This is a genomic window from Kitasatospora sp. NPDC048365 (assembly GCF_043200835.1).
Taxonomy (GTDB): domain Bacteria; phylum Actinomycetota; class Actinomycetes; order Streptomycetales; family Streptomycetaceae; genus Kitasatospora; species Kitasatospora terrestris.
On record NZ_JBICYJ010000008.1, the window covers coordinates 25,912 to 49,513 of the forward strand.

Consider the following 23,602-nt stretch of genomic DNA (forward strand, 5'->3'; position numbering starts at 1 on the left):
GCGGCACGGCGGCGGGTCAGGCCGTGGAGCGGGTGCGGCGGAGCACGCCGACCACGACGTCGACGGCGAGGAACCCGAGCAGCGTCACGCCGAGGACGGGCAGCGCCCAGCCCACCGCCGCCACCACCGGGATCCCGACGACGAGCAGCGGCAGCGGCACGGCGCGCCAGGCGCCGCGGGCCGGCGGGGCGCCGACCCGGGCGGTGTGGTCGGCCCGGGTGGGCCGGCGCTGCCACCACATGCGGTAGCCCCACAGCGTGACGAGGGTGAGTCCGGCGGCGAGGGCGGCGAGGACGAGCTGGTTGGCGAGGCCGAAGAGGGCGCCCATGTGGCCCTGGACACCGAGCTTGCTGAGCTTGGAGAGCAGCGGGTAGTCGGCCCAGCGGGTCCGCGCGGTGACGGTGCCCGCGCCGGTGTCGACGGCGACCTGGTCGTAGTGGACGGGCCAGGTGTTGTCCTTCTGCGCCACGGTCCAGGCGCGGCCGGGCTTCTTGGGCGGGCTGATCTGGACGGTGCCGCCGAGGCCGGCGGCGCGGGCGACGGCGAGGGCCTTCTCGAAGTCGGCGGGGCCGCCCTTCGCAGGGGCGCCGGTGGCCTGGTGTTCGGCGTGTTCACCGCCGCCGGCGCCCCCGCCACCGGTGTCCGCGCCGGGCAGCTCGGTGTCGAGCACCGGCGCGTGGCCCTTGGCGGCGTCCAGGAGCTGGCCGAAGCGGTCACCGGCGTACTGGGACCAGGTCATGCCGGTGGCGCTGAGGAACAGCAGGCCGAGGGCCAGCCAGACGCCGGTGGCGGCGTGCAGGCTCCGGGTGCGCCGGACGCCGCGTGCCGCGCGGTCCGGGAGCAGCACGCCGCGCACGCCGGCGGCCCGCCGCCCGCGGCTGCGGCCGAGCCAGAGCACCAGCCCGCCGAGGACGACGACCCACAGCCAGGACGCGGCGACCTCGGAGTAGAGGCGTCCGGTGTCGCCGAGGTGGAGGTTGCGGTGCAGGTCGTCCAGCCAGGTGGTGAGCGGCGTGGAGCCGAACCAGGTGGTCAGGTCGCCCTTGACCCGGGCGGTGTAGGGGTCGACGAAGACGGTGCGCTGCTTCTCGCCGAGTTCGGGCAGCGACAGCACCACCCGGGTGGTGTCCTCGGGCCCGGGCGGGGTGATCACCTGGACGAGGTCGCCCGCGGGGTACGCCGTGCGGGCGGCGGCGATCTGCTCGGCCAGCGGGCGGACCGGGCCGCCGGTCTGTTCGACGGTCAGCCAGTTCTCGTAGACCAGGCGGTCGAGCTGCGGGGTGAAGGTGTACGCGAGGCCGGTCAGCGCGGCGACCAGCAGGAACGGGGCGACGAACACGCCGGCGTAGAAGTGCAGGCGCACCAGCAGGGCGCGGGCTCCGGCCCAGGACCGTCCCGGGCGGGGCGGGGTCGGGTCGGGCGGCAGGACGGGTGCGAGGGGTTCAGCGGTGGAGGACATCTCTGCTCCGGGGTTCTCCGCGCACGCGGGCATGGCCCACGGGCGCGCAACGGGCCGATGGATGGTGGTGGAGCCCCGCCCGACGGGGGCGGAGCGGGCAGGCCCGGGCGCACCCCCGGCACGGGGGTGTCGCGCTCAGGCCCAGGCCACCGCCGGGGGCCCTCTCCTGGGGACGCACCGGGCCAGCAGCACCCCGCGCAGGCGCGGTACGGGCGCGCTCACGACCGGCGGGGCCGGCCACCGCGGCGCGGGGCAGCGCAGCACGGGCAGGACGAGCCGCCGCACCACCAGGGCGGCGAGGCGCCGCAGGATCCGGTCGCCGTGGACGAGCAGCAGCGCGGTACCGAAGGTGGCCAGCGCGTGCGTGAGCGTCATCAGCAGGCCCATGCCGGCCGGCATGCCGGCGGCGGCGTGGGTGTCCGCGCCGCCGTCGGCCGGGGCGGGCAGCATGCCGGGCCCGAAGCCGATGTCCAGGTCGTCGGGCACGACGGCGAGGCCGTCGTGGGTGCAGAGGTACGCCGGGGCCGCCGAGGTGTGCTGGTGGACAGCGGGGCCGGCGGTGCCGTGGCCCGGGCCCGAGAGCCGGTCCAGGGCCAGGTGCAGCGTGAACTGGAGCGCCGCGAGGACGGAGACCACCAGCTCGAACCGCCGCCGGATCCGCGCGTGGAACAGCGGGACGGCGACCGCCGTCAGGACGGCCAGCAGCCCGATCAGCGCGACCGGGCCGGGCAGTCGGCCACCGGCGGCCACGTGCGCGACCATGCCCAGCAGCAGGCACGCCGAGGCGCCGAGCAGACCGTTCTCGGTCCGCTCCCGCCAGGCCTGGGATCCGCGCACCGGCTCAACCTACCGGTCGCCTGAGCACCGGTCAGCACCCCGACCGGCAGCACCGCGCACGAACGGTCCGGCGCGGGCCAGGCCCGCCGGACCGCACCCGACCGCCGCACCGTGAGCCGAATCACGATCATGGACCGCCCCGCCGCCCGAGCCGCCGCCGCGAATGGTTGACATACTCAACCATTGAGGCCTACCGTCGGACGCATTACTTGAGAACCTCAACCATCAAGGTCCTCAATCTCCCCTGGAGCAGCACCATGACCGACTCCCCCGTCACCGACCCCGCCGACGTGGTGGAGCGGCTGCGCGCCACCTTCCGCACCGGACGCACCAAGCCGCTCGCCTGGCGCCTCGACCAGCTGGCGGCCCTGCGCGCCATGCTCACCGAGCAGTCGGACGCGTTCCTCGCCGCCCTCCGCGCCGACCTGGGCAAGGGCCCCGCCGAGGCGTACCGGACCGAGGTGGCCTTCACCGTCAACGAGCTCGACCACACCGTGAAGCACCTGGCCGAGTGGCTGGAGCCGCGGCCGGCCGCCGTGCCGGACGCGTTCCGGCCGGCCGAGGCCCGGGTGGTCCGCGACCCGCTCGGCACCGTGCTGATCATCGCGCCGTGGAACTACCCGCTGCAGCTGGCCCTCGCGCCGCTGGTGGGCGCCCTGGCGGCCGGCAACACCGCCGTGGTCAAGCCCAGCGAGCTGGCCCCGGCGACCTCGGCGGCGATCGCCCGGCTGCTGCCCCGCTACCTCGACCCGCAGGCGGTCGCCGTCGTCGAGGGTGCCGTCCCGGAGACCACCGCGCTGCTGGAGCAGCGCTTCGACCACATCTTCTACACCGGCAACGGCGCGGTCGGGCGGATCGTGATGGCAGCGGCCGCCCGGCACCTGACCCCCGTCACCCTCGAACTCGGCGGCAAGAGCCCCGTGGTGGTCGACCCCGGCGTCGACCTGGCGGTGACCGCGCAGCGGATCGTCCGGGGCAAGTTCCTCAACGCCGGGCAGACCTGCGTCGCCCCCGACTACGTGCTCGCCGTCGGCGACACCGCGGCCGGGCTGGAGGCCGAGCTGGCGGCCGCCGTCCGCGCGGCGCACGGGGAGGACCCGGCCGCCGACCCGGAGTACGGGCGGATCGTCAACGAGCGCCACTTCGACCGGCTCACCGGGCTGCTCGGCGAGGGCCGGGTGGTCACCGGCGGCGCCCACGACCGGGCCGCCCGCTACCTCGCGCCCACCGTGCTCGCCGACGTCCCGCCCTCGGCCCCGGTGATGCGGGAGGAGATCTTCGGTCCGATCCTGCCCGTCGTCACCGTGCCGGACCTGGACGCGGCGATCGCCTTCGTCAACGAGCGCGAGAAGCCGCTCGCGCTGTACGCCTTCACCGACTCCGAGGACACCAAGCGGCGCCTCGCCGAGGAGACCTCCTCCGGCGCGCTGGTGTTCGGCCTGCCGGTGTCGCACCTGGCCGTCCCCGAGCTGCCGTTCGGCGGGGTCGGCGAGAGCGGCATGGGCCGCTACCACGGCGAGTACTCGCTCGACACGTTCAGCCACACCAAGGCCGTCCTCGACAAGCCGCTCGGCTGAGACCCCCGCCGCCCCTGCCCGCCGCCGCCCGCCACCGTCCGAGAGGCACCGCACCCGTGAGCACTCCCGCGCTCTCCCCCGCCGACCACCACGCCGCCGTCGCGGCCGAGACCGCCCGGTTCGTCGCCGCCGTCAAGGGCGCCGACCTGACGACCCGGGTCCCGACCTGCCCGGAGTGGACGCTGGGCGAGCTGGTCCGGCACACCGGCAGCGCGCAGCGGTGGTTCTCCGCCCTCCTGCGCGGCCGGATCCAGGAGCCGCCGCGCAGCCGGGACGTCGACCTGCGGCTGCCGGACGGGCAGGACGGGGACGACGCGTGGGCCGACTGGCTGGCCGGCAGCGCCGCCGAGGCGGCGGACGCGTTCGCGGCGACCGCCCCGGACACCCCGATGTGGGCATGGGGCGCCGACCAGCACGCCCGCTTCTGGGCCCGCCGGATGCTGTTCGAAACCCTGGTGCACCGGGTCGACGCGGAGCTGGCCCTCGGGATCCGGCCGCGGATCGAGCGGGCGCTCGCGGTCGACGGCGTGGACGAGTTCCTGGTGAACCTGCCGTACGCGGGTCTCTTCGCCCCCGGGGTGGCGAGGCTCCGGGGCGCGGGCGAGACGATCCGCTTCCGCTCCACCGACGGGGACGGCGACTGGCTGGTGCGGCTGCGGCCGGACGGCTTCGGGCTGGTGCCGGACGGGGAGCCGGCCGAGGCGGACGCGACGGTCCGGGGCCCGGCGGCCGATCTGCTGCTGCTCGTCTACGGCCGGCTGCCGCTCGACGCGGACGCCTTCGAGGTCGCGGGCGACCGGGAGCTGCCGGCGCGCTGGGTCGCCGACTCCAGGTTCTGAGACCGGGCCGTCGGCGCCGCTCAGAACAGCCCGGCGCCCCAGCCGTTGCGCCACTCGTTGGCGAGCAGCGCGTAGATCAGGGTGTCCCGCCAGGTGCCGTCGGAGCGGCGGGCGTGGCGGCGCAGCGGTCCCTCGCGCAGCGCGCCGAGGCCGGACAGCGCGAGCTGGGAGCGGATGTCCAGGTGGTCGATCTGCCACTGGACCCGGCCGAAGGCCAGCTGCTCGAAGGCGTGCCGGAGCAGCAGCAGGTGGGTCTCGGTGGTGACCGGGGTGTTCCAGGTGGAGCGGGCGGCCCAGTGCCAGCCGATGTCCAGGCGCTCGTCGGCGACCGAGACGTCGGTGTAGGCGATCCAGCCGGCGGCGCGGCCGGTGGCGGCCGGGACGATGGCGAACAGCACCGCCCCGCCGGCGGCCTGCTGGGCGAGGCGCTGTTCGACGAGCATGTGCATCTCGCCGAGGGTGTAGGGCGTGACGACCGGAAGCCACTGCCAGAGGCCGTCGTCGCGGCTTCCGGCGAGGTGCAGGTCCGGGACGTGTGCCGGGGTGAGGGGTTCCAGCCGGGTGTAGCGGCCGTGCAGGACGGCCGGCGAGGGGGGCCGTGGTGCCATGCGGAGCAGGCTAACTCCGGCGGGCGATTCTTGACAGGGGTCCGTCGGGGTTGCGGCCCCGCCGCGTGGTGCTGGTGCGGCGGGGCCCGGCTGGTACGGGATGTCAGGAGGTGGGCGCGGGCTGTTCGGGGGCGAGGGAGTTGCCGGCGGGGATGTGGCCGCAGTCGCTGGGGGCGGTCCGGCCGGCGAAGCGGTCGTTCAGCCAGCCGAGGGCCTGGGGCGCCCAGGGGACGGTGGCTCCGACGTGGCTGAGCAGGTCGTACTGCTGGTACTTGATCGCGGGGTTGCCGGTGGCGCAGTACTGCCGGGCGAGCGCCCGGACGTCGCCGGCGACCATGACGCCGTCGCCGGTGCCGATGCCGGCGGGGTTGTTGAAGGTGCCCTCCAGGACGCCGCCGTTGCCCTGCGCGATGTAGCCGGGGACGGTCGGGGTGGGGGCCGAGCCGAGGTTGACCCGGTTCACCGCGGAGAGGAAGGCGGGCACCGAGTTGGGGTCGGCGTACTGCGGCTTGGCCATCTTCTTCCAGGTCAGGCCGGGGTAGTGGCCGATGGCGTCGATGATCGACCCCTGCTCCAGCTCCCGGTAGACCGTCAGGCCGTAGTCGCTCAGGTAGGGCTTGAGGTCGATGCCGAAGGAGCGGGAGACGCCGATGATCGCCATCGGGATGACGCCGCTCCAGGCCAGCGAGCCGTCGACGTACTTGAGGTTGTGGGCCGGGGCGACCAGCAGGCCGCCCTCGGTGAAGCCGACCAGCTTGCGGTTGACGTCCGGCGCGTAGGACGGCGCCAGGGCGGCCGCCCAGTCGGTGGCGATCGCGCCGCCGGAGTAGCCCATCAGCCCGAACGCGGTGTCGGCGTTCATGCCGGTGGCCTCGGAGCGGGTCGCGGCGCGGATCGAGTCCAGCGTGTTGGTGCCGTACTCCGGGCCCGCGGCGAAGTCGGCGGTCTGCCCCTCGGTGTCCGGGATGACCACGTTGTAGCCCTGCGCCAGCAGCGGGACGACGAACAGCGCCTCGGCGTTGGGGATCAGCCCGCCGAGGCTGAGGTCGCCGGCGACGGCCCGGGAGGGGCTGTCCGCCGGGTTGAGGGAGTCGTAGAACGACTGGTACGAGACCGCCCTGGTGCTGTCGCCGGTCAGGCTGCGCACCACGGTGGTGACGTTGGCGGACGGGCGGCCCTGCGCGTCCGTGGTGCGGTAGAGCAGCTGGATCGCCTTCACCGGGGTGGGCAGGCCCACCACGTGGTAGGTGAGGGTCCGGGTCTTGAGCACGGTGCCCGGCGCGAGCGAGGACAGCGGCGTGGTGCCGTCGTACGAGTAGAACGGGTCGCTCGCCGCGGCGGCCGAGGGGGCGGCTGCCGCGGCGGCGGGTCCGGCGGTGGAGGCGAGCGCCGTCGCGGCCAGGGCGGCGGTGACGGCGGCGGCAAGCAGCCGGGAGGTGTTCCTGCGCATGACTGACTCCCCCGAGTCTGTGGGGTGGGTGGGTGAGGGTCCGGTGGACGGTGCGGTTGGGGTCCGCACATCTCTGGTGGTCCACCGGCGGGCGTGTTACCAACTGGTAAGTAACGTCCCGGAGAACATCATGGCGGCGGTACGGCGGGGGTGTCCCCGGGCCGTACACCAGAGATTCGCGAGGTGGTTTGTGACCGCGTCCAACCAGGCGGACCGCGACGCCGAGCGGCGAGACCCCGTGGCGCACGGCCCGGCGGACCGCGGCCCGGCGCCGCGGCTCGGCGGCGTGGCCGTGCACGAGCGGCTGCGGGCCGCCGCGGCGGTCCTGGCGCCCGCGGTGATGGCCCGTCTGGTCGAGCAGCTGCCGGCGTACGGGGCGCTGCCCTCGGAGCAGCTCCGCGGCGAGGTCGTCCGGGAGGTGGACCGCGGCATCCGGGCGTTCACCGAGACGCTGCGCACCGGCGAACTGCCGGGCGAGGGCGAGCTCACCCGGATCAGCGAGTCCTCGGCCCGGCGCGCCGACGAGGGCGTCCCGCTGGAGGCCGTCGTCGGGGCGTACCACTTCGGGGCGCAGGAGTGCGCGGCCCGGGTGCTGGCCGCCGCCGGACCCGACGACCTGCCGGACGTCCTGCTGGTCCAGTACCGGCTGCTGGACTACCTCCGGCTGGTCAGCTGCGCGGTCGCCGCCGGGTACGTCCAGGAGCGGCAGGCCGCGCTCGGCGACGAGCAGGTCGCCCGGCAGGCGCTGCTGTCCCGGCTGCTGGAGGGCGGCGACCCGCAGGCCGCCGCCGACCGGGCCGGACTCGCGCTGCCGCCGTGCTTCCTGGTCCTCGGGATCACCATGGGCCCGCACCCCGACGAGCTGCTCCCCGGTGTCAACCACGACGTCGCCGCCCGCCGCAAGCTCCGCCGACTGCGCAACGAGCTGCGCCACCGGACCAAGGGCGACCCGCTCTCCGCCCTCTCCGCCGCCGGCGGGCTGGTGCTCATCCCCTCCGAGGCGCCGCCCGCCGACCTCGCCGGCCCGGACCGCGACCGGCTCGCCCGGCTGGTCGAGGACCTCGCCCGGGTCTGCGGCGCCGAGCTGCTGGTGGCGGCGGCCGCCGCCGCGCCCGACGGCGTCGCCGACGCCGCCCGGCTGGTGGGCGAGGTCCGGGAGGTGGCGCAGGCGTCCGGCCGCGGACCCGGGCTGTACCTGCTCGACGACGTCCTGCTGGAGTACCAGCTGAGCCGCCCGAGCCCGGCCCGGGACCGGCTCGCCACCCTGCTCGCCCCGCTCGCCGGGCGCCCCGAACTGCTCGACACCCTGCGCGCCTTCCTCGCCTGCGGCCTCGACCGGCGGCAGGCCGCCGCCCGGCTCCAGGTGCACCCCAACACGGTCGACTACCGCCTGCGCAAGGCCACCGAGCTCACCGGCCTGGACGCCGCCCGGGGCGCCGACCAGCTCACCCTGCGCGCCGCCCTCGCCGCCCACGACACCGCCCGGCACACCGCGCCCGACCCGGGCTGACGGACGGTCACCCGTCCGATGCGGGTGCGCCGCTCCCGCCCGTGCGCCCGGCGGAGTGACCTCGCGGTGCTGTCGCCGCCGGCCGCGCGGACCGGCTGCGCATGTTGGGTCCACACCGATCACCTCGGACCACCCCGGCGAAAGGACCCGCCCGTGCCGCACCACCCCGCCTCCGGCCACCCGCCGCTGCGCCGACCCGCCCCACGAAGAGCGGCCGTCCTCCTGCTCGCCCTGCTCGCCGGCCTGCTGCTCCCGCTCGGTGCGCTCCCCGCCCGGGGCGCCGACGGCCCCCGGGCCCTGCGCCCGGGCATCGCCGGGACCGCCGTCGCCTGGGGCAAGGGCAACAACGGCCAGCTCGGCGACGGCACCGCCGTCGCCTTCCGCACCACGCCCGACCGCGCCTGCGGCGGTGCCCCGTGCACCGGGCCGCTCCAGGACGTGATCTCGATCTCCAGCGGCTCCAGCCACACCCTCGCGCTGCGCGCCGACGGCACCGTCCTCGCCTGGGGCAACAACGCCTTCGGCCAGCTCGGCGACGGCACGTTCACCGACCGCACCACCCCGGCACCGGTCTGCGCCGCCGGCCAGAGCGCGCCCTGCTCGTCCTGGCTGGGCGGGGTGGTCGCGGTGTCCGCCGGCAGCGGGCACAGCCTGGCGCTGCGCGCCGACGGCACCGTCCTCGCCTGGGGCAGCAACAGCGTCGGCCAGCTCGGCGACGGCACCCTCACCCAGCGCTACACGCCGGTCGCCACCTGCCGGTTCAGCTGCGCCAGCACGCTCTCGAACGTGGTCGCGATCTCCGCCGGGGGCGGGTCCAGCAACCTCGCCCTGCTGTCCACCGGCTTCGTCTACTCCTGGGGCGCCAACTCACGCGGCGAGCTCGGCAACAACACCACCACCAACTCCACCAGCGCCGAGTCGATCTGCGCCGACTCGGCCTGCAACGCCGCCCTGACCGGCATCATCGCGGTCTCCACCGGCGGCAGCCACAGCATGGCGCTGCGCTCCGACCACAGCGTCGTCGCCTGGGGCCTCAACTACAGCGGTGAGGTCGGCGACGGCACCAACACCGACCGGTGGGCGCCCGTACGGGTCTGCGCGGTCGGCGAGAGCGCGCCCTGCACCCAGGGCCTGACCGGCATCGCCGCCCTGGGCACCGGCGCCGTCAGCTCCGCCGTCACCACCACCGGAGCCGTCCGCACCTGGGGGGACAACTTCCTCAACGAGCTCGGCGACGGCACCACCACCAACCGGAACACGCCCGTCGCCGTCTGCGCGGTCGGCGAGAGCGCGCCCTGCACCCAGGGCCTGACCGGCGTCACCGCCGTCGTCTCCGGCACCGGCCACGCCGTGGCGCTGCGCGCCGACGGCAGCGCGGTCGGCTGGGGCTGGAACACCAGCGGCCAGGTCGGCGACGGCACCACCACCCAGCGGTCCACGCCCGTACGGGTCTGCGCCGTCGGCGAGAGCGCGCCCTGCACCCGGTTCCTCGAAGGGGCGACCGCGATCGGCGGCGGCAGCGAGTTCACCACCGCCGTGGTCCGGCCGCTGGCCGACCTCACCGTCGCCGTCTCCGCCTCCCCCGAGCCGGTCAACAACGGCAGCAACCTCACCTACACGGTCACCGTCCGGAACAACGGTCCGACGGCCGCCGAGGGCGTCGTCGTCACCGACACCGTGCCCGCGAACGGCCGGTTCGTCAGCGCCGCCACCAGCAGGGGCAGTTGCGTCACCCCGCCGGTCGGCTCCACCGACAGCGTGACCTGCACGGTCGGCACCCTCGCCTCCGGCGGCACCGTCACCGTCACCCTGGTGGTCCGCGCCCTGGGCACCGGCCCGTACGGCATCACCGACACCGCCCGGGCCACCGCCACCACCCCCGACCCGGACCCCGCCAACAACGCGGCGACCATCTCGACGCCGATCCGCTGACCCGTCCGCCGGCGCGGCGGGGCCACCCCGGGCCCGGCCGCGCCCGGCCCGTCCCCCGACCGGGGGACGGACGCCTTGCCCACCTCCGGCGCGGGCGGCTAGCTTGGGCAACTCCTGGTCAGGAGCGGAGAGATCGTGGGGGCGATGCAGCAGGTGCCGACCGACATCGGGGCCGTCGTCGACGTGTCGAACGTCTGCTGGTCCGAGCGGCTGCCGCCGCTTCGCCGGCACTACCCGCTGCTGCGGCGCCTGGAGTCGGTCCGCACGGCCTGGCACCGCCAGTACGGCGCCGGCGCCCCGCTGCTGCTGGTGGCCGACAACTCGCTGCGGCGTGCGCTGCCGCCGGACGACCGGCAGACGCTGGCCCGGCTGGAGCGCTCCGGCGAGCTGCGCTTCGCCCCGACCGCCGACCCGGTGCTGCTGCAACTCGCCCACGACCGCGGCTGGTACGTGGTCAGCGCCGACCAGTTCAAGGACCTGCGCCGTCAACACCCCTGGATCGAGCGGTCCCCCGAGCGCTTCCTCGGCTGGGAGGAGCACGAGGGCACGGTGCGGCTTCGCCCCAGCGGCATCCAGCCGGTGCCCGACCACCTGGTCTCGCGGGCGGTGGAGCACAAGGACCTCAAGCACGGGCAGCACCACATCGACACCGACGTCACGGCGCACCGCCGGGTGCTGCGCAGCCACTGGCGGTGCACCACCCGGGGCTGCATGAAGGCGTTCCTGTGGCCGGACCGGCTGCTGGACTGGCCGTCGATCGGCCGCGACGGCCGGGCCGAGTGCAGTTGCTGCGGCTACCCCCTGCAGGAGGCGGGGCCGCGCGGCGCCAGCCGGGTGATCGTCGCCTCGGACGCCGCCGACGGCCGGGAGTTCCTGCGCTTCCCGCTCAGTGTCGGCAGCGCGGTGCAGCTCGGCCGCGGGGACCTGAGCAACGGCGTCAACCTGGCGGCCACCGAGCTCCGGCCGCCGTTCGAGGTGCGGCGGGTCAGCCGCCGGCACCTGATGCTGTCGCTGGAGGAGACCTCCGGCGGGCCGCGCGCCTTCGCCGTGGACCTGGGTTCGGGCAACGGCACGCTGCTGCACCGCGGTTCGTGGCGCCGCCTGGAGCCGGGCGAACGCCTCGCCCTCGGCGAGACCGACCGCCTGCTGCTCGGCGACGCCGTCGTGGTCCGCCTCTCCGGCCGACGCCACCTCAACGCCGAGGAACAGGCCGCCCCGACCCTGGACACCGCGGGCGGCGGGCTGACCGTGCTGGGCTGATCGGCCTGATTGTCGGTCAACCTCCCACGTCAGGCGTCCCATTGGATAACCTGATCACATGTTGGTGAGTCTGACCCGGGTGGGGCCGGCACGGCAGTCCCTCACCAAGGGGGTCGCCGTGACCGGCGTGGACACCGGCGCGCTGCTGCGCTCCGCGACGCTGCCCGGCCCACCGCCCTCGGTGCCCGCTGCCGAACTGCGCGCCGACGGACGCGCCGAGGGCCTGCTGAGCGTCGCCCTGCCGGGCGCCTGGCTGGGGACGCCCGCGGCGCGCGAGGCCGCGTTCGGCTACCTCGGTGCGGTGCTGGCCGCCCTGGCGGGCAGCGCCCGGGCGCTCGGCGGCGCCCTGCACGCACCCGGCGTCCGGCTCGCCCCGACCGGCCCGCTGCCGCCGCTCGGCGGCGACCTGCACGGCCTGGCCACCGTGGACGACGCCGAGCAGGAGGTGCTCGGCAACCTGCTGCGCCGGCACAGCCCGACCCTGATCGCGCTCACCGGGCGGGTCCGGGTCGGCGGTCCCGCCGACCGGGTCGGCTCGCGGCGGCTCGCCGACTCCCGCGAGCACCTGGCCGCGCGCTACCTGGCCTCGACCGACCCCCGCCACCTGCACCACGTCCGCGCCGAACTCCGCCGCCGCCACGGCATCGCCGACCTGCTGCGGATGGACGTCGCCCCGGTGCCCGCCGGGCCCGGCACGCCGGCCGAGACCCTGGTCCGCTGTGTGGACGCCCAGGTGTCCCTGGCCGACCTGCGCGCCCAGGCGCTGCTGCTGGGCGCGCTGGCGCTCAAGGCCCGACGGACGGTCCGGGCCGGCGAGCGGGAACGCAACGTCCCGCAGAGCGTGATCGAGGCCAACCGGGCCCGCGCGGTCGTGCACGGCCTGCGCGCCCGCTTCGTCCCCGAGACCACCGGCGGCGGATCGACCGGCGGCCGGTCCACCGGCGGCCCGTCCGCCGACCCCGGCCGGGCGCAGCGCACCCGGCCCGCCCGCGAGGCGGCCCGCCGGCTGCTCACCGACCTGGTGCCCGAACTCCGCCTGCTCGACGCCACCGCCGAGGAGCTGCTGCCGCTGCTCGCACCGGTCGAGCTGCCCTCCTTCGGGCTGCCGGGCCTGCGGACCCAGGACCTGCTGCTGCGCACGGCCCGGCAGAACAGCAGCTCGGCCGCGCTCGCCCAGCAGGCCGAGTACCTGCTCCACGACCCCCGCCCCGGCGGCGAGCTCCCGGCGGTGCTGGCCCAGGACTCCCCCGGCGTCCTGGAGTTGCTGCTGAGCGACTGGCGACGCACCCTCGCCGAGGGCGTCGCCCCGGCGGCCGGTGCCGAGCCGTCCGCCCGGTCGGACCGCCCGGGCAGCGGCCGGCAGGGCAACCGGGGGAACGGCAACCCGCGCCGGCAGGGCCGCCGACCCGGCCACCAGGAACCCGGCCGCGGCCGGACGACGGGCCTGCCCCAGGACCGCCGCCCCGATCGACCCCAGCGGAAGGACGGCGCATGACCGACTACCGGGCCGGCCAGGTCGAGGCGGTCCTCGACCTGCGCGGCTGGTCCGCGCCGATCGGCGGCCAGGACGACCTCGCGGCCCTGTGGACGCAGCTGGAGCCCACCCTCTACGGCCGTCCGCTGCGCGGCGGCGCCGTGCACTCCTGGGACGCCGAGCCGGGCACCGTCCGGCTGGAGATCCTCCGGGTCGCCCCCGGCGTCCCGGTCCTCGCCCCGGACACCCGGGTCGACCTGGTCGCCGTCCGCGAGCCGGCCAGGCTGGTGCACCGCTGCGCCGCCTGCGACCGCCAGGGCCGGTCCGGCTACGGCGTGTTCCGCTGCCGCGGCTGCTCCGACGACGGCCGCCCGGACCTGGTCTGCGTGGACCACGCCGTCCTGCTCGACGGCGCGCTCACCCCGAGCTGTCCCGACCACCACCCGCGCTGCCAGGAGTGCGGCGACCACGCCGACTTCTGGTGCGCCGGCACGGGCTGCCGCACCCGCCGGTCCTGGTGCGGCCGCCACCGGACCAGCCACCCGCAGGACCCGGACACCGACTACTGCCCCGGCTGCTACCGGCTCGCCTTCCCGGTCTGCGAGGAGGGCGGCTGCGCCTCGGTCGGCACGGTGACCTGCGACTGGGCGGACCACGCCGGCCGGCCCTGCGGCCGGCAGGCCTGCACCCGGCACGCCCGCCGCTGGCAGGTCTTCGGCGCCGAACGCGTGGGCCTCGGGCTCTGCCGCGCGCACAGCGCCGTGGTCGGCCTGCCCGCCGACCGGCTGCTGCACCAGATCTGCGTGGGCGCGACCCGCAAGCCCGGCGTACGGATGCCCTCGCTCCAGGCGTTCGGCCACAACCTGCGCAACTGCGGCCACCGCGAACTCGCCGTCGACTACCGGGCGATCCGGGGCGTCCTGGACGGACTCCGGGGCCGGGTCGGCCCTGCCATGGAACGGGCGACGGCCGGCTGGGACCGGGAGCTCGGCGAGCTGCGCGGCCGCGCCGCCGAGGGCGAGCAGATCCTCCTGGCGCTGCAGCAGCTGCTGCTCCGCCAGGACCCGCGGTGGGGCGCGGAGATCGCCGCCGGGCTGCGGCTCCAGGAGTTCAAGGCGGCCCGCACCGGCGGGCCCGGCGGCGGCCGTCCGGCACTGCTCTGGGTGCACCTGCCGGCGGACCTGCAGGGCCGGTTCATCGGCCCGCAGGGCTCCCGGATCAGGTCCTACTCGGAGCAGCTGGGCGTGGACATCCGGCTGGCCGACGGGAATCGGAGGGGACGTCGATGAGCAACCCGCTGCTGAGCGCGGCCACCCACCGGCTGCACCCGGTGGTCGAGGGCGGGCCGATCACCGGCCAGCAGGCCGGGGTCGGCGCCGCCGACCTGCCGGCCGGCACCCCCGCCGCCGGCCTGCCCGTGCTGCTCACCCTGGAGAGCGGCGGCTCGGGCGTCACGGCCGAACTGCGCCTGGTCCCGCTCGCGGAGGTGCCCGCCGGGGTCGTCGCGCTCGGCGAGGAACGCGCCGCCGCGCTGGGCCTGGAGGCCTCGCCGGTCGGGCAGACCTGGCGGATCGACCGGCCGCCGGTGGTGCCGCTGCGCCGGATCCGGCTGGAGATGCCCACCGAGTCGCCGCTGGACGCGGCCGTCCGCGAGCTCGCCGACGCCGGCCTGGCCGGGCGCCTGCTCTGGCTGCCCGCCGAGCCCGACCACGAGCTGTGGCTGGAGGTGTCCGGCCTCCCGTACCGGGTCCAGCTCGCCGACGCCGACGGGCAGCGCGGGGTGCTCGGCGAGATCACCGCGCAGACCGAGGTGGAGCTGTTCGCCTCCGGCGCCCGCAACGGCGTCGACATCGTGGTGCTGGCCGACTGCAGCGGCTCGATGAGCGTGGACGACATCCCCGGCCTGCGCGAGGAGGGCGGCGGGGGCTTCCTGTCCGTCTTCCGCCGCCCCGCCGCCGCGCCGCGCCAGCAGCGGATGGAGGCGCTGCGCAGCGCCCTCCAGTACCTGCTGGAGATGCGGCTGCAACTCAGCGGCCGGGTGTCGCGCATCGCCCTGGTGCAGTTCACCCACTCCACCCACCAGGTCTTCCCGCGCGGCGGCGGCATGGCCGAACTCGACGCCGGGTCGGCCGGCACCACCGCGGCGGAGTTCCGCCAGGCGGTGGCCCTGCTGCGCCCGGTCAACGCCGGGACGGACATCGGCAACGCCCTGCACGACGCCGCCAACCTGCTCTACCACCACGGCAAGCCGGGCAACGAGAAGCTGGTGGTCCTGGTCAGCGACGGCGCGCACTGGGCGCCCAAGGGCGACCAGGGCCTCGGCGAGGTCGTCCGCGCGGCCGAGGAGCCGGTCAGCCTGATGGAGCACCTCCACCGCGACATGGGCGTGCGCCTGCACGCGATCGGCATCAGTACCCCCGCGATGTACCAGCAGTGGGTGCGCGACGGGAACCAGGGCGGCACCGCGCTCGAACCCAACCACCAACTGCTCGGGCAGCTGGTGCGGGTCGGCGGCGGGGAGACCGCCGCCATCGGCGGCTTCGACGTGCTCGCCCACGCCTTCTCCGGCCTCGGCTCCGGCACCACCCGCCGGGTCCCGCTGCGCGGGGCCGCCGACACCGCGGGCCGGCCGCTGCACCCGCGGACGGCGGCCGCCCTGCGGGCCCTCGGCGAGCAGGCGGCCGGCGGCGGGCAGCGCCCGGCGCCGGGGCCGGACACCACCGGCCTGGCGGAGCGGCTCTCCACCGCCGCCACCCGGGTCATCACCGAGTCCCAGCGGGTCTTCGGCCGGCCGCTCCTCGACGCCCGCAACGTCAAGCGGGCGGTGACCCGCTCCGTGGTCGGCGGCGACTCCGAGGACGGCCGCCGCTTCTTCGTCCGCGACCTCACCGCCGCCTTCCGCCCGGCCCGGACCGAGACCGTCCTGCCGGTGCTCGGCCCGCCGCTGGACGCGCTGCACCGCTTCCTCGACGCCGCGGCCCAGGGCGTCGAGGCGGAGTCCGCGGCCTGGCGGGCCGCCCGGGTCGAGGAGCTCACCGGCCTGCTCGAACAGGTGGCCGCCGTGCTCGCCGCCGCCCATGAGCTGCCGCCGGTCCCGGCGGTACCGCCGCGCCCGCCGGCCGTCCCGCCGGCCGTCCCGCCGCAGGCACCGGCCGCCGCACCGGCGCAGCCCGTGGACCGGGCGCCCGCCGACCTCCTGCCCACCGGCCACCCGTCCACCGGCAACCCGCCGCCGGAGCAGGTGCCGTCCGGCGTCGGTGCCGAGGCGACCTACGTCGGGCCACCGCCCGCGGCTGCGCCGACCGGCTCGTTCGCTTTCCGGTACCGGGGTGAGGAGTGACCTTCGAGTTCGAGCCCGAGCCCGGCCCCGGCCTCACCCTCGGCCCACCGCACAGCCCGGACGAGTACCGGCTGGTGCGCAGGGTCAAGGCCGGTGGCGAGGGCGAGGTCTGGCAGACCGAACGCACCGACCGGGACGGCGCCCGCGACCTGTGCGCGGTGAAGATCCTCAAGCCGTACGGGCCGCGCGCGACCGAGGACGAGATCGACCGCTGGCGGGCGCGCTGGGAGGACAGCGCGATCCGCGCCAACCAGCTGAGCATCCCCGGCCTGGTGGTACCGCTCTGCTTCATCGGCGTCGCCCCTCACCCGCCCGGCGCCGGGAGCCCCGGCCGGGTCCCGTACCTGGTCTCGCGCTGGGTCGACGGCCCGCAGCTCCAGGACTGGGCCCGGCAGACCGCCGCCGGCCCGGCCGAGCGGCTCGACGTGCTGGTCCGGCTCTGCCGGATCGTCGACGAGCTGCACGACTCCGGCTGGGCGCACCGGGACATCTCGCACGGCAACGTCCTCGTCGACGGCGCCGGACGGCCGCACCTGATCGACCTGACCTTCCTCGCCCGGCTCGACCGGCCGCTGCGCACCCGGGTGGGCACCCCCGGCTTCGGCTCGGCGGACGAGGAGAGCCCCGGCGGTCCGCCCACCACCGCCAAGGACGCCTTCTCGGTCGGCGCGCTGGCCCGGATCCTGCTGGTCCCGGACGCCCGCATCCGCGACACCGCCCGGGTCGCCGCCCTGGCCGGTGAGGAGCTCGAAGAGGCCGGCTACGCCACCGCGACGGTCGACTGGCTGCTCCGGGCCCTCGACCCGGACCCGGAGCGCCGCCCGCGCCCGCTCACCCCGTGGGCCGAGCGGCTGCGCGAACTGGTCGCCACCGGCCCCGGCCCGCAGTACACCTGTCTGTCCCTCACCACCGACGTCCGAGACCGGCCCGTCCTGGTCGCCGGCAGCGCGCACGGCCTGCACCGCTGGTCCACCTCCACCGACACCCCGACGCTGCCGGTCGGCGGCGGGCCGCGCGGCGTCCGCGAGGCGGCGGTCGTCCGGGACGGCGCCGGCAACCTGGTCACCGCCGCCGTCGACCGCTACGACGTCCTGTGGATCGGCACCGGGGCCAACGGCTGGGAGCGGGTCCGGTTCCACGCCCGCGGCCTGGCCGCCCTCGTCTCGCCCCGCGGCGAGGCGCTGGTCTGGACCGCCGCCGACTCCGGCCTGTGCCTGCACCGCGTCCGCCCCGACGGCTCCCGGGACGAGCAGCACGTCGCCCTCGCCCGGCCCGCCCGCGTCCTCTCCGCCGTCTGGGACCCCGACGGCCGGCCCGCCGTCCTGGTGGGAGAGGACGACCGCACCAGCCAGTGGACGTGGCCGCTCGAACCGGGCACCGGACCCTTCCCGAGCGTCATGCTCCACGTCGGCGCCCGCCGCGGCACCGCCGCCGTCACCGCATGGGGCGAACTGACCGCCCGTCTGCTGGACGGCGCTGGCCGGGAACACACCGTGATCTGCCACTTCTCCGGCATCTGGGAGGCCGAACCGGCGACGCCGTTCGGCCCGGAACGCCATACGCTGACCATCCGTGGAGGCCTGGCCGCCGCCACCGCCGGTCCGCACGGCTTTGCCGTGAGCACCCCGGCCACCGCCCTCGCCCACTCCCACCCGGGCACCGCCGCCCTCCCCGCTCTCCACCTCACCCGTGACGGCCGCCTGCTCGCCGCCGCCGTGGTCGACGGCGAGGTCCGCTGCTGGCACGAGGACTGGGACGGCAGCTGGCACCCCGTCGACCTGCTCGCCACCGCCACCTGACACCCGCGCCGCGACCCGTCGGGCCCGCGGTCAGGGCTGCTCGACCTGCGGGGCCAGGCCGGCGGTGCGGGCGGCGACGGCGGCCTGGACGGCGAAGAGGCGGTCGCGGTCCGCTTCGTCGAGGGCGTGGAAGTGGCCGTACGCCTCCAGGGTGACGAAGCCGTGGATGGTGGCCCAGGCCAGCATGGTCGCCTCGCCCGGGTCGGGGACCAGCGGGCCGGCGGGGCGGTCGCGCCGGGAGGTGTCGGCGACGAGTTCGACCATGTGCTCCATGGCCCGTTTGGCGGCCGCCACGGTCGGGCCGTCCGGCGGGGCGGCGTAGCCGGGCACCGGGGAGCCGAAGATGAGGGCGAAGCGCTCGGGGTTGCGCTGCGCCCAGGTGCGGTAGCCGGTGCAGGTGGCGAGGAAGCGGCCGTCCAGGTCGTCGGGCGCGACGCCGGCCCGGGTCTCGGTCAGCGCGTCGGAGAGGTTGTCGAAGGAGTCGGCGACCAGCGCGGTCAGCAGCTCGTCGCGGTCGGCGAAGTAGCGGTAGAGCGCGGGCGCCGTCATCCCCATGGTGCGGGCGATGTCGGTGAAGCGGAGGTTGGCGCTGCCGTGTTCGGCGATCAGGCCGAGGGCCGCGTGCTTGATCTCCTCGACGGTGTCGGCGCGCAGCCGCTCACGCCGGCTCAGGCCCCCTTCGTCGGTCGACCCATCCGTCATCGCATCTCCATCGGCTCGGTGCGGCAGGCGCCACGTTGACAATCCGTACCCGTCGGAGGAAACGTTACGCTTCATAAGCTGCGTTATGAAGCGTAACGCTTTCCGGGGGGCGCAGCCCCTCTCGACGTACGGAGGACATCATGTCCGAGGGACCGCGGGACGACCGGCGGGCGACCGCCGCGGAGTCCGGGCCTCACCGACCGGGACCGCTCGGCCGAATAGCCGGCTGGACCTTCCGCAACCGGGGCCGCACCGTGCTGCTCTGGCTGCTGGCCGCCGTCGTGGCGTTCGGGCTGTCGGCCGGCCTCGGCGGCAAGTACAGCGCGGACTACACCGCGCCGGGTTCGGACTCCAAGCAGGCCCAGCAGCTGCTGGGCCGGGACTTCCCGGGGCTCGGCGGCGAGGCGATCAGCCTGGTGCTGCAGTCCGACGCGGGGCTGACCGACGGCGCCACCCGTGAGAAGGTGCAGGCCCTGGTCGCCAGGATGGCGGAGGTGCCGCACGTCGGCGGCATCGACGACCCGTTCGGTCCGCGCGGCAAGGTGTCGCCCGACGGGCGCACCGCGCTCGGGCAGATCCACCTGGACGTGGCCAACGCCCCCGACATGCCGAAGGCGGACACCCAGCGGCTGCTCGACCTCGCGCGCGCCGCGGACGGCGGACTGCGCGTCCACCTCGGCGGCATGGCGGTCCAGCAGGCCGAGCAGGGCGCGATCGGCTCGGAGGGCATCGGCATCGCGGCGGCCGCGGTGATCCTGGTGGTCACCTTCGGCTCGGTGGTGGCCGCCGGCCTGCCGATGCTCACCGCGCTGGGCGGGCTCGCGGTGAGCAGCGCCCTGCTGCCGGTCCTCGCGGCGATCATGCCGGTGCCGGACTGGTCGACCTCGCTCGCGGCGATGCTGGGCATCGGCGTCGGCATCGACTACGCGCTGCTGCTGGTCACCCGGTTCCGCGAGTGGCGGGCCGAGGGGCTGGAGCCGGAGGCCGCCGCGGTCGCCGCGCTGGACACCGCGGGCCGCGCGGTGGTGGTCGCCGGCATGACCGTGGTCATCAGCATGCTCGGCCTGTTCGCGATGGGCCTGTCGTTCATGCGCGGCGCCGCGGTCGCGGCGATCCTGTCGGTGTTCGTGGTGATCGCGGCGTCCGCCACGCTCTTCCCGGCCCTGCTCGGCTACCTCGGGCGGCACATCGAGCGCCTGCGGCTGCCGCTGCCGCGGCGCCGGGCCGCCTCGGCCGGGCCCGCGGTGGGCAGCGGCTGGCTGCGCTGGAGCCGGCTGGTGGAGCGTCACCGCGTCCTCGGCGCGGTGACCGGGGTCGTCGTGCTGCTGGCGCTGGCGGCACCGTTCCTCGGGGTGCGCTTCGGCTTCCCCGACGCGGGCAACGACCCCGCCGACCGCTCCAACCGGATGGCGTACGACGCGGTCGCGGCCGGGTTCGGTCCGGGCAGCAACGGTCCGCTGGTCCTGGTCGCCGAGCTGGCGCCGGGCGCTCCCGCCGACGCGGCGACCGCGCTGACCGCCGCGCTGCAGGCGGCGCCGGGCGTCACGGCGGTCAGCCCGCCGGTGCCCGGAACGGACGGCCGGTCGCTGCTGCTGACGGTCGTTCCGAACAGCGGTCCGCAGTCCGAGGCCACCAAGGACCTGGTCCGCGACCTGCGCGACCGTGTCATCCCCGCCGCGGCCGCCCCCGGGGTGAAGGTCCACGTCGGCGGGGCGACCGCCAGCGCGATCGACAGCACCGACAACATCTCCCGCCGCATCCCGCTGCTGGTCGGCGGTGTGGTGACGGTGTCGATGCTCCTGCTGCTGGTGGCCTTCCGCAGCGTCGCGGTCGCGCTCAAGGCGGCGGTGATGAACCTGCTCTCGGTCGGCGCCGCGTACGGCGTGGTCGCCCTCGTCCTGGAGGGCGGCACGGCCGGGCAGTTGATCGGGATCGACAACCCGACGCCGCTGCCCGCGTTCGTCCCGGTGCTGACCTTCGCCGTGCTGTTCGGCCTGTCGATGGACTACGAGGTCTTCCTGGTCAGCCGGATGCGCGAGGCGTGGCTGCGCTCGAACGACAACGCGGAGTCCATCGTCAGCGGCCTGGCGGGCACCGCGCGGGTGATCACCGCGGCGGCGGCCATCATGGTCGCGGTGTTCGCGGCCTTCGTCCCCGCCCCCGACCTGCCGATCAAGGTGATCGGGGTGGGCATGGGCTCGGCGATCCTGATCGACGCCACGCTGGTCCGGCTGCTGCTGGTGCCGGCCGTGATGCACCTGCTCGGGCGCGGCAACTGGTGGCTGCCCGGCTGGCTGGACCGCCGCCTGCCGCAGCTGCACGTCGAGGGCCACAGCGAGTTCTACCAGCCGAAGGCCGCCCCGGCGGAGCCCCGCTCCCCGGCGGTGGTCGGCTAGCCTCCCGCCCGGCCGCGGGCGCCCCCGGCGTCCGCGGCCGCACTGCGCCGACGCCCCGCATGGACATCAACACCCATGTGGCGCATTGCAGTTGGCCAACCCCCCTTCCGCTGCCGCCACTCGTGGCGCACGACTTCACGGATGCCCTGGTCTCCGATGCGGTCACGGCGCCGATCCGCCGCCGTGGGAGGGCGTCGCCTGCAGGAGGAACGTCGCGATGTCGTCGGCGCGCTGGACGGACCGCAGGGCGCCGGCGACCAGATCCGTCGCCACCTTCTCCAGGTCGGGGGCAGCGTGGTCGAGTTGCCGGGCCACGGCGGCGATCGCCTCGTCCAGGTCGCCGCCGGGGGACTCGACCAGGCCGTCGGTGTAGAACAGCATCAGCGCGCCGATGTCGAACGGCACCTCGGTGATCGGGTAGTGGGCCGTGGCGTCGACGCCCAGCGGCGGGCCGGGCGGGATGTCCAGCACCTCGGTGGTCGACCGGCCGGGCGGGCGGAGCAGGGGTGGCGGGTGCCCGGCGTTGACCAGGAAGGCACGGTGGGCGGCGAGGTTCAGGTGCGCGTACAGGCAGGTGGTGAAGAGATCCGCTTCCAGGGCGCACAGCAGCCGGTTCGCCCGGACGAGGACCTGGTCGGGGGCGGCACCCGCGGTGGCCCGTACGGCGGTGCGCACCTGGCTCATCAACGCGGCCGCCGGGACGTTGTGTCCCTGGACGTCACCGATCACGGCGGCGGCCGTGGTCGGGCCCAACCGGATGAGGTCGTAGAAGTCCCCGCCGATGTCCAGGCCCCGGGTCGCGGGGAGGTAGCGGGCGGCGACCCGCAGGCCGTCGACGGTCGGCAGGGCGTGGGGCAGCAGGGCCCGCTGGAGGTCGTGGGCGAGCTGGTTCTTGGTGTCGTACAGGTGCGCGCGGTCGAGGGCCTGGGCGATCAGTCCGGCCAGTGCGGTCAGGACGGTGCGTTCGTCGCCGGCGAAGCGGTGGGGCCGGTCGTAGGCGAGCAGGCAGCAGCCGACCGGCCGGCCGGAGGTGATGAGCGGCAGCACGGCCCACGCGCTCTTGCCGGTGACCTGCGGGACCTCCGGGAAGGCGCGGGCCAGCTCCTCGGGGCCGTCGAAGAATCCGGGCACCCCTACGGTGAGGGCCCGCATCATCGGGGCGGTGCGCTCGTCCAGCGGGATCTCGTGGAAGCGTGCGATCTCCTCGGCGCTGTACCCCCGGTAGCCGGTCACCTGGAGGCGGCCGTCCTCGGCGCTCAGCATGGCGAGCCCCTGGGCGTCGAAGGCCGGCAGGACCTGTTCGGCCACCAGGCTGATCACGTCGTCGACCGTGGCGGCCTCGGTGAGGGCGGCCGCCAGGTGCATGATCTGGTAGAGCTGGCCGGCGCGGGACACCGGAGTCGGCCGGTGGCTGCCGGGGGCCGGGGAGGCCGAGGGGCCGCTCCCGGCCGGGGTGATGCGCACGCTGACCCCGCTGCCGTCCGTGTAGAGCCGGAAGTCCAGCCACTGGTCCGGTGGGCGCATCGCGGTGAACGCCACCGGCTGCCGACTGATGATCGTCGCCCGGTACCGGTCCTCGAACTCGGGGTCGTCCAGCCAGGGCAGGGCCTGCCAGGGGATCGCGCCCAGCAGCTGTTCCTTCTCGGCTCCGAGCAGGAAACATGCCGTGTCGGTGAGGAAGGTGATCCGCCCGTTCAGGTCGAGGGCGCAGCTGCCGCCCGGGAGGCGTTCCGCGAACCCGGTCGCGGCTTCCTCGGGAAGTTTGGCGGCGGCCAGTCGGCGGGGGAGGACACGGGGCCGGAGGGGTGCCTCGACGGGTTGCCGGGCGGATTCGGCACGGGCCAGCAGCTCCGCCAGCCGATCGCAGCCGGCAGCGATCCGGTCGCGTTCGGCCGCGACGAGGTGTGACGGGCGGGACCCGGGCCACAGCAGCAGCAATGCGCCCCACCGCCGCCCCTCCCGGCAGATCGGAGCGGCCGCCAGCGCGAAGTGGTAGGGCATCGCGACGGCGATGCGCGGGTACATGCGGGCGAGGTCCTCGTGGCTGCCGGACCAGACCGTCCTGCAGTCCCGCACCGCGTCGCTGCTGGGGGCCGGGGCGGTGAGCGCGACCCTGGTCCACGGCGCGATGAACTCGGCGGGCAGGCCCCGGACGACCGCCAGGTCCAGCACGCTTCCGTCGGCCCGCAGGAGGTACACGCCGCCCGAGGACGCGCCGCACTGCTCCACCGCCGCGGTCAGCTCGTCGTCCAGCCGCTCGTCCCACCCGGCCGCGTCACCGGCGGCCGGCACGAGGTTCTCCCGCACACCGTCCCGCTTTCCGCCACTGGTTCGGGGCCGGACCCGCGGAGCGCTCCGGCCGGCACCCGTACCAGTGACGCTACGCCCACCGCGGTGGTCGGGCACACGGACCGCCCCG

16 protein-coding genes are annotated in these 23,602 nt (G+C 75.9%); 10 read left to right on the plus strand and 6 right to left on the minus strand.

The window, feature by feature from the left end; translation table 11 throughout:
- Positions 1-16 precede the first annotated feature (16 nt).
- Positions 17-1,459, minus strand: coding sequence for a PepSY-associated TM helix domain-containing protein (locus ACGFX4_RS10430; protein ID WP_393071652.1), 1,443 nt, complete (start codon positions 1,457-1,459; stop codon positions 17-19).
- Positions 1,460-1,594: 135 nt separating this feature from the next.
- Positions 1,595-2,296: a hypothetical protein gene (locus ACGFX4_RS10435; protein WP_393071654.1), complete on the minus strand. Its 702-nt coding sequence runs from the start codon at positions 2,294-2,296 to the stop codon at positions 1,595-1,597.
- A gap of 257 nt (positions 2,297-2,553) precedes the next feature.
- On the opposite strand from ACGFX4_RS10435, the gene ACGFX4_RS10440 reads away from it, so the two are divergent.
- Together ACGFX4_RS10440 and ACGFX4_RS10445 are read left to right on the plus strand one after the other, a co-directional pair.
- Complete coding sequence (locus ACGFX4_RS10440) at positions 2,554-3,873, plus strand: aldehyde dehydrogenase family protein (RefSeq protein ID WP_393071656.1); 1,320 nt, start codon at positions 2,554-2,556, stop codon at positions 3,871-3,873.
- A 56-nt stretch (positions 3,874-3,929) separates the two neighbouring features.
- Positions 3,930-4,712 (plus strand): maleylpyruvate isomerase family mycothiol-dependent enzyme, encoded by a 783-nt coding sequence (locus ACGFX4_RS10445; RefSeq protein WP_393071658.1) that lies wholly within the window; start codon positions 3,930-3,932, stop codon positions 4,710-4,712.
- 20 nt (positions 4,713-4,732) lie between these two features.
- On the opposite strand, the gene ACGFX4_RS10450 is transcribed toward ACGFX4_RS10445, so the two are convergent.
- Together ACGFX4_RS10450 and ACGFX4_RS10455 are read right to left on the minus strand one after the other, a co-directional pair.
- The gene (locus tag ACGFX4_RS10450; protein WP_393071660.1) at positions 4,733-5,320 is read right to left on the minus strand and encodes a GNAT family N-acetyltransferase; all 588 of its coding nucleotides are present in this window, start codon (positions 5,318-5,320) and stop codon (positions 4,733-4,735) included.
- Between the two features lie 103 nt (positions 5,321-5,423).
- Entirely contained in the window at positions 5,424-6,770 is a 1,347-nt protein-coding gene (locus ACGFX4_RS10455) for a lipase family protein (RefSeq protein WP_393071662.1), read from the minus strand.
- A 190-nt stretch (positions 6,771-6,960) separates the two neighbouring features.
- Between ACGFX4_RS10455 and ACGFX4_RS10460 the strand changes: the two genes are divergently transcribed.
- The 7 genes from ACGFX4_RS10460 (at position 6,961) to ACGFX4_RS10490 (ending at position 18,085) form a co-directional block, all read left to right on the plus strand.
- On the plus strand, positions 6,961-8,280 hold the full coding sequence (locus ACGFX4_RS10460) for a PucR family transcriptional regulator (RefSeq protein WP_393071664.1): 1,320 nt from the start codon (positions 6,961-6,963) through the stop codon (positions 8,278-8,280).
- A gap of 153 nt (positions 8,281-8,433) precedes the next feature.
- Positions 8,434-10,212 carry a CARDB domain-containing protein gene (locus ACGFX4_RS10465; protein WP_393071666.1) on the plus strand — a complete coding sequence of 593 codons (1,779 nt, stop codon included), beginning with the start codon at positions 8,434-8,436 and terminating at the stop codon, positions 10,210-10,212.
- A gap of 144 nt (positions 10,213-10,356) precedes the next feature.
- The gene (locus tag ACGFX4_RS10470) at positions 10,357-11,472 is read left to right on the plus strand and encodes an FHA domain-containing protein (protein ID WP_393071977.1); all 1,116 of its coding nucleotides are present in this window, start codon (positions 10,357-10,359) and stop codon (positions 11,470-11,472) included.
- Positions 11,473-11,530: 58 nt separating this feature from the next.
- Positions 11,531-12,967, plus strand: coding sequence for a hypothetical protein (locus ACGFX4_RS10475; RefSeq protein WP_393071668.1), 1,437 nt, complete (start codon positions 11,531-11,533; stop codon positions 12,965-12,967).
- Positions 12,964-14,235, plus strand: coding sequence for a KH domain-containing protein (locus ACGFX4_RS10480; protein WP_393071670.1), 1,272 nt, complete (start codon positions 12,964-12,966; stop codon positions 14,233-14,235). The genes ACGFX4_RS10475 and ACGFX4_RS10480 overlap by 4 nt, the downstream gene beginning before the upstream one ends.
- The gene (locus ACGFX4_RS10485) at positions 14,232-16,286 is read left to right on the plus strand and encodes a vWA domain-containing protein (RefSeq protein ID WP_393071672.1); all 2,055 of its coding nucleotides are present in this window, start codon (positions 14,232-14,234) and stop codon (positions 16,284-16,286) included. Before ACGFX4_RS10480 ends, ACGFX4_RS10485 begins: the two co-directional genes overlap by 4 nt.
- A complete protein-coding gene (locus tag ACGFX4_RS10490) occupies positions 16,283-18,085 on the plus strand; it encodes a serine/threonine protein kinase (RefSeq protein ID WP_393071674.1) in 1,803 nt (600 codons plus the stop codon). Before ACGFX4_RS10485 ends, ACGFX4_RS10490 begins: the two co-directional genes overlap by 4 nt.
- Before the next feature lie 30 nt (positions 18,086-18,115).
- Here ACGFX4_RS10490 and ACGFX4_RS10495 read toward each other — a convergent pair whose 3' ends face one another.
- Positions 18,116-18,787: a TetR/AcrR family transcriptional regulator gene (locus ACGFX4_RS10495; protein WP_393071676.1), complete on the minus strand. Its 672-nt coding sequence runs from the start codon at positions 18,785-18,787 to the stop codon at positions 18,116-18,118.
- Positions 18,788-18,927: 140 nt separating this feature from the next.
- Here ACGFX4_RS10495 and ACGFX4_RS10500 point away from each other — a divergent pair, with 140 nt between their 5' ends.
- A complete protein-coding gene (locus ACGFX4_RS10500; RefSeq protein WP_393071678.1) occupies positions 18,928-21,183 on the plus strand; it encodes an MMPL family transporter in 2,256 nt (751 codons plus the stop codon).
- Between the two features lie 162 nt (positions 21,184-21,345).
- On the opposite strand, the gene ACGFX4_RS10505 is transcribed toward ACGFX4_RS10500, so the two are convergent.
- Positions 21,346-23,490: a SpoIIE family protein phosphatase gene (locus ACGFX4_RS10505; protein WP_393071680.1), complete on the minus strand. Its 2,145-nt coding sequence runs from the start codon at positions 23,488-23,490 to the stop codon at positions 21,346-21,348.
- Positions 23,491-23,602 lie beyond the last annotated feature (112 nt).

Bases quoted from the DNA above. Each gene is read 5' to 3' on its own strand.
- ACGFX4_RS10430 (WP_393071652.1), bottom strand. From the start codon at position 1,459: ATGTCCTCCACCGCTGAACCCCTCGCACCCGTCCTGCCGCCCGACCCG.
- ACGFX4_RS10440 (WP_393071656.1), top strand. From the start codon at position 2,554: ATGACCGACTCCCCCGTCACCGACCCCGCCGACGTGGTGGAGCGGCTG.
- ACGFX4_RS10450 (WP_393071660.1), bottom strand. From the start codon at position 5,320: ATGGCACCACGGCCCCCCTCGCCGGCCGTCCTGCACGGCCGCTACACC.
- ACGFX4_RS10455 (WP_393071662.1), bottom strand. From the start codon at position 6,770: ATGCGCAGGAACACCTCCCGGCTGCTTGCCGCCGCCGTCACCGCCGCC.
- ACGFX4_RS10470 (WP_393071977.1), top strand. From the start codon at position 10,357: ATGCAGCAGGTGCCGACCGACATCGGGGCCGTCGTCGACGTGTCGAAC.
- ACGFX4_RS10475 (WP_393071668.1), top strand. From the start codon at position 11,531: ATGTTGGTGAGTCTGACCCGGGTGGGGCCGGCACGGCAGTCCCTCACC.
- ACGFX4_RS10480 (WP_393071670.1), top strand. From the start codon at position 12,964: ATGACCGACTACCGGGCCGGCCAGGTCGAGGCGGTCCTCGACCTGCGC.
- ACGFX4_RS10485 (WP_393071672.1), top strand. From the start codon at position 14,232: ATGAGCAACCCGCTGCTGAGCGCGGCCACCCACCGGCTGCACCCGGTG.
- ACGFX4_RS10495 (WP_393071676.1), bottom strand. From the start codon at position 18,787: ATGACGGATGGGTCGACCGACGAAGGGGGCCTGAGCCGGCGTGAGCGG.
- ACGFX4_RS10500 (WP_393071678.1), top strand. From the start codon at position 18,928: ATGTCCGAGGGACCGCGGGACGACCGGCGGGCGACCGCCGCGGAGTCC.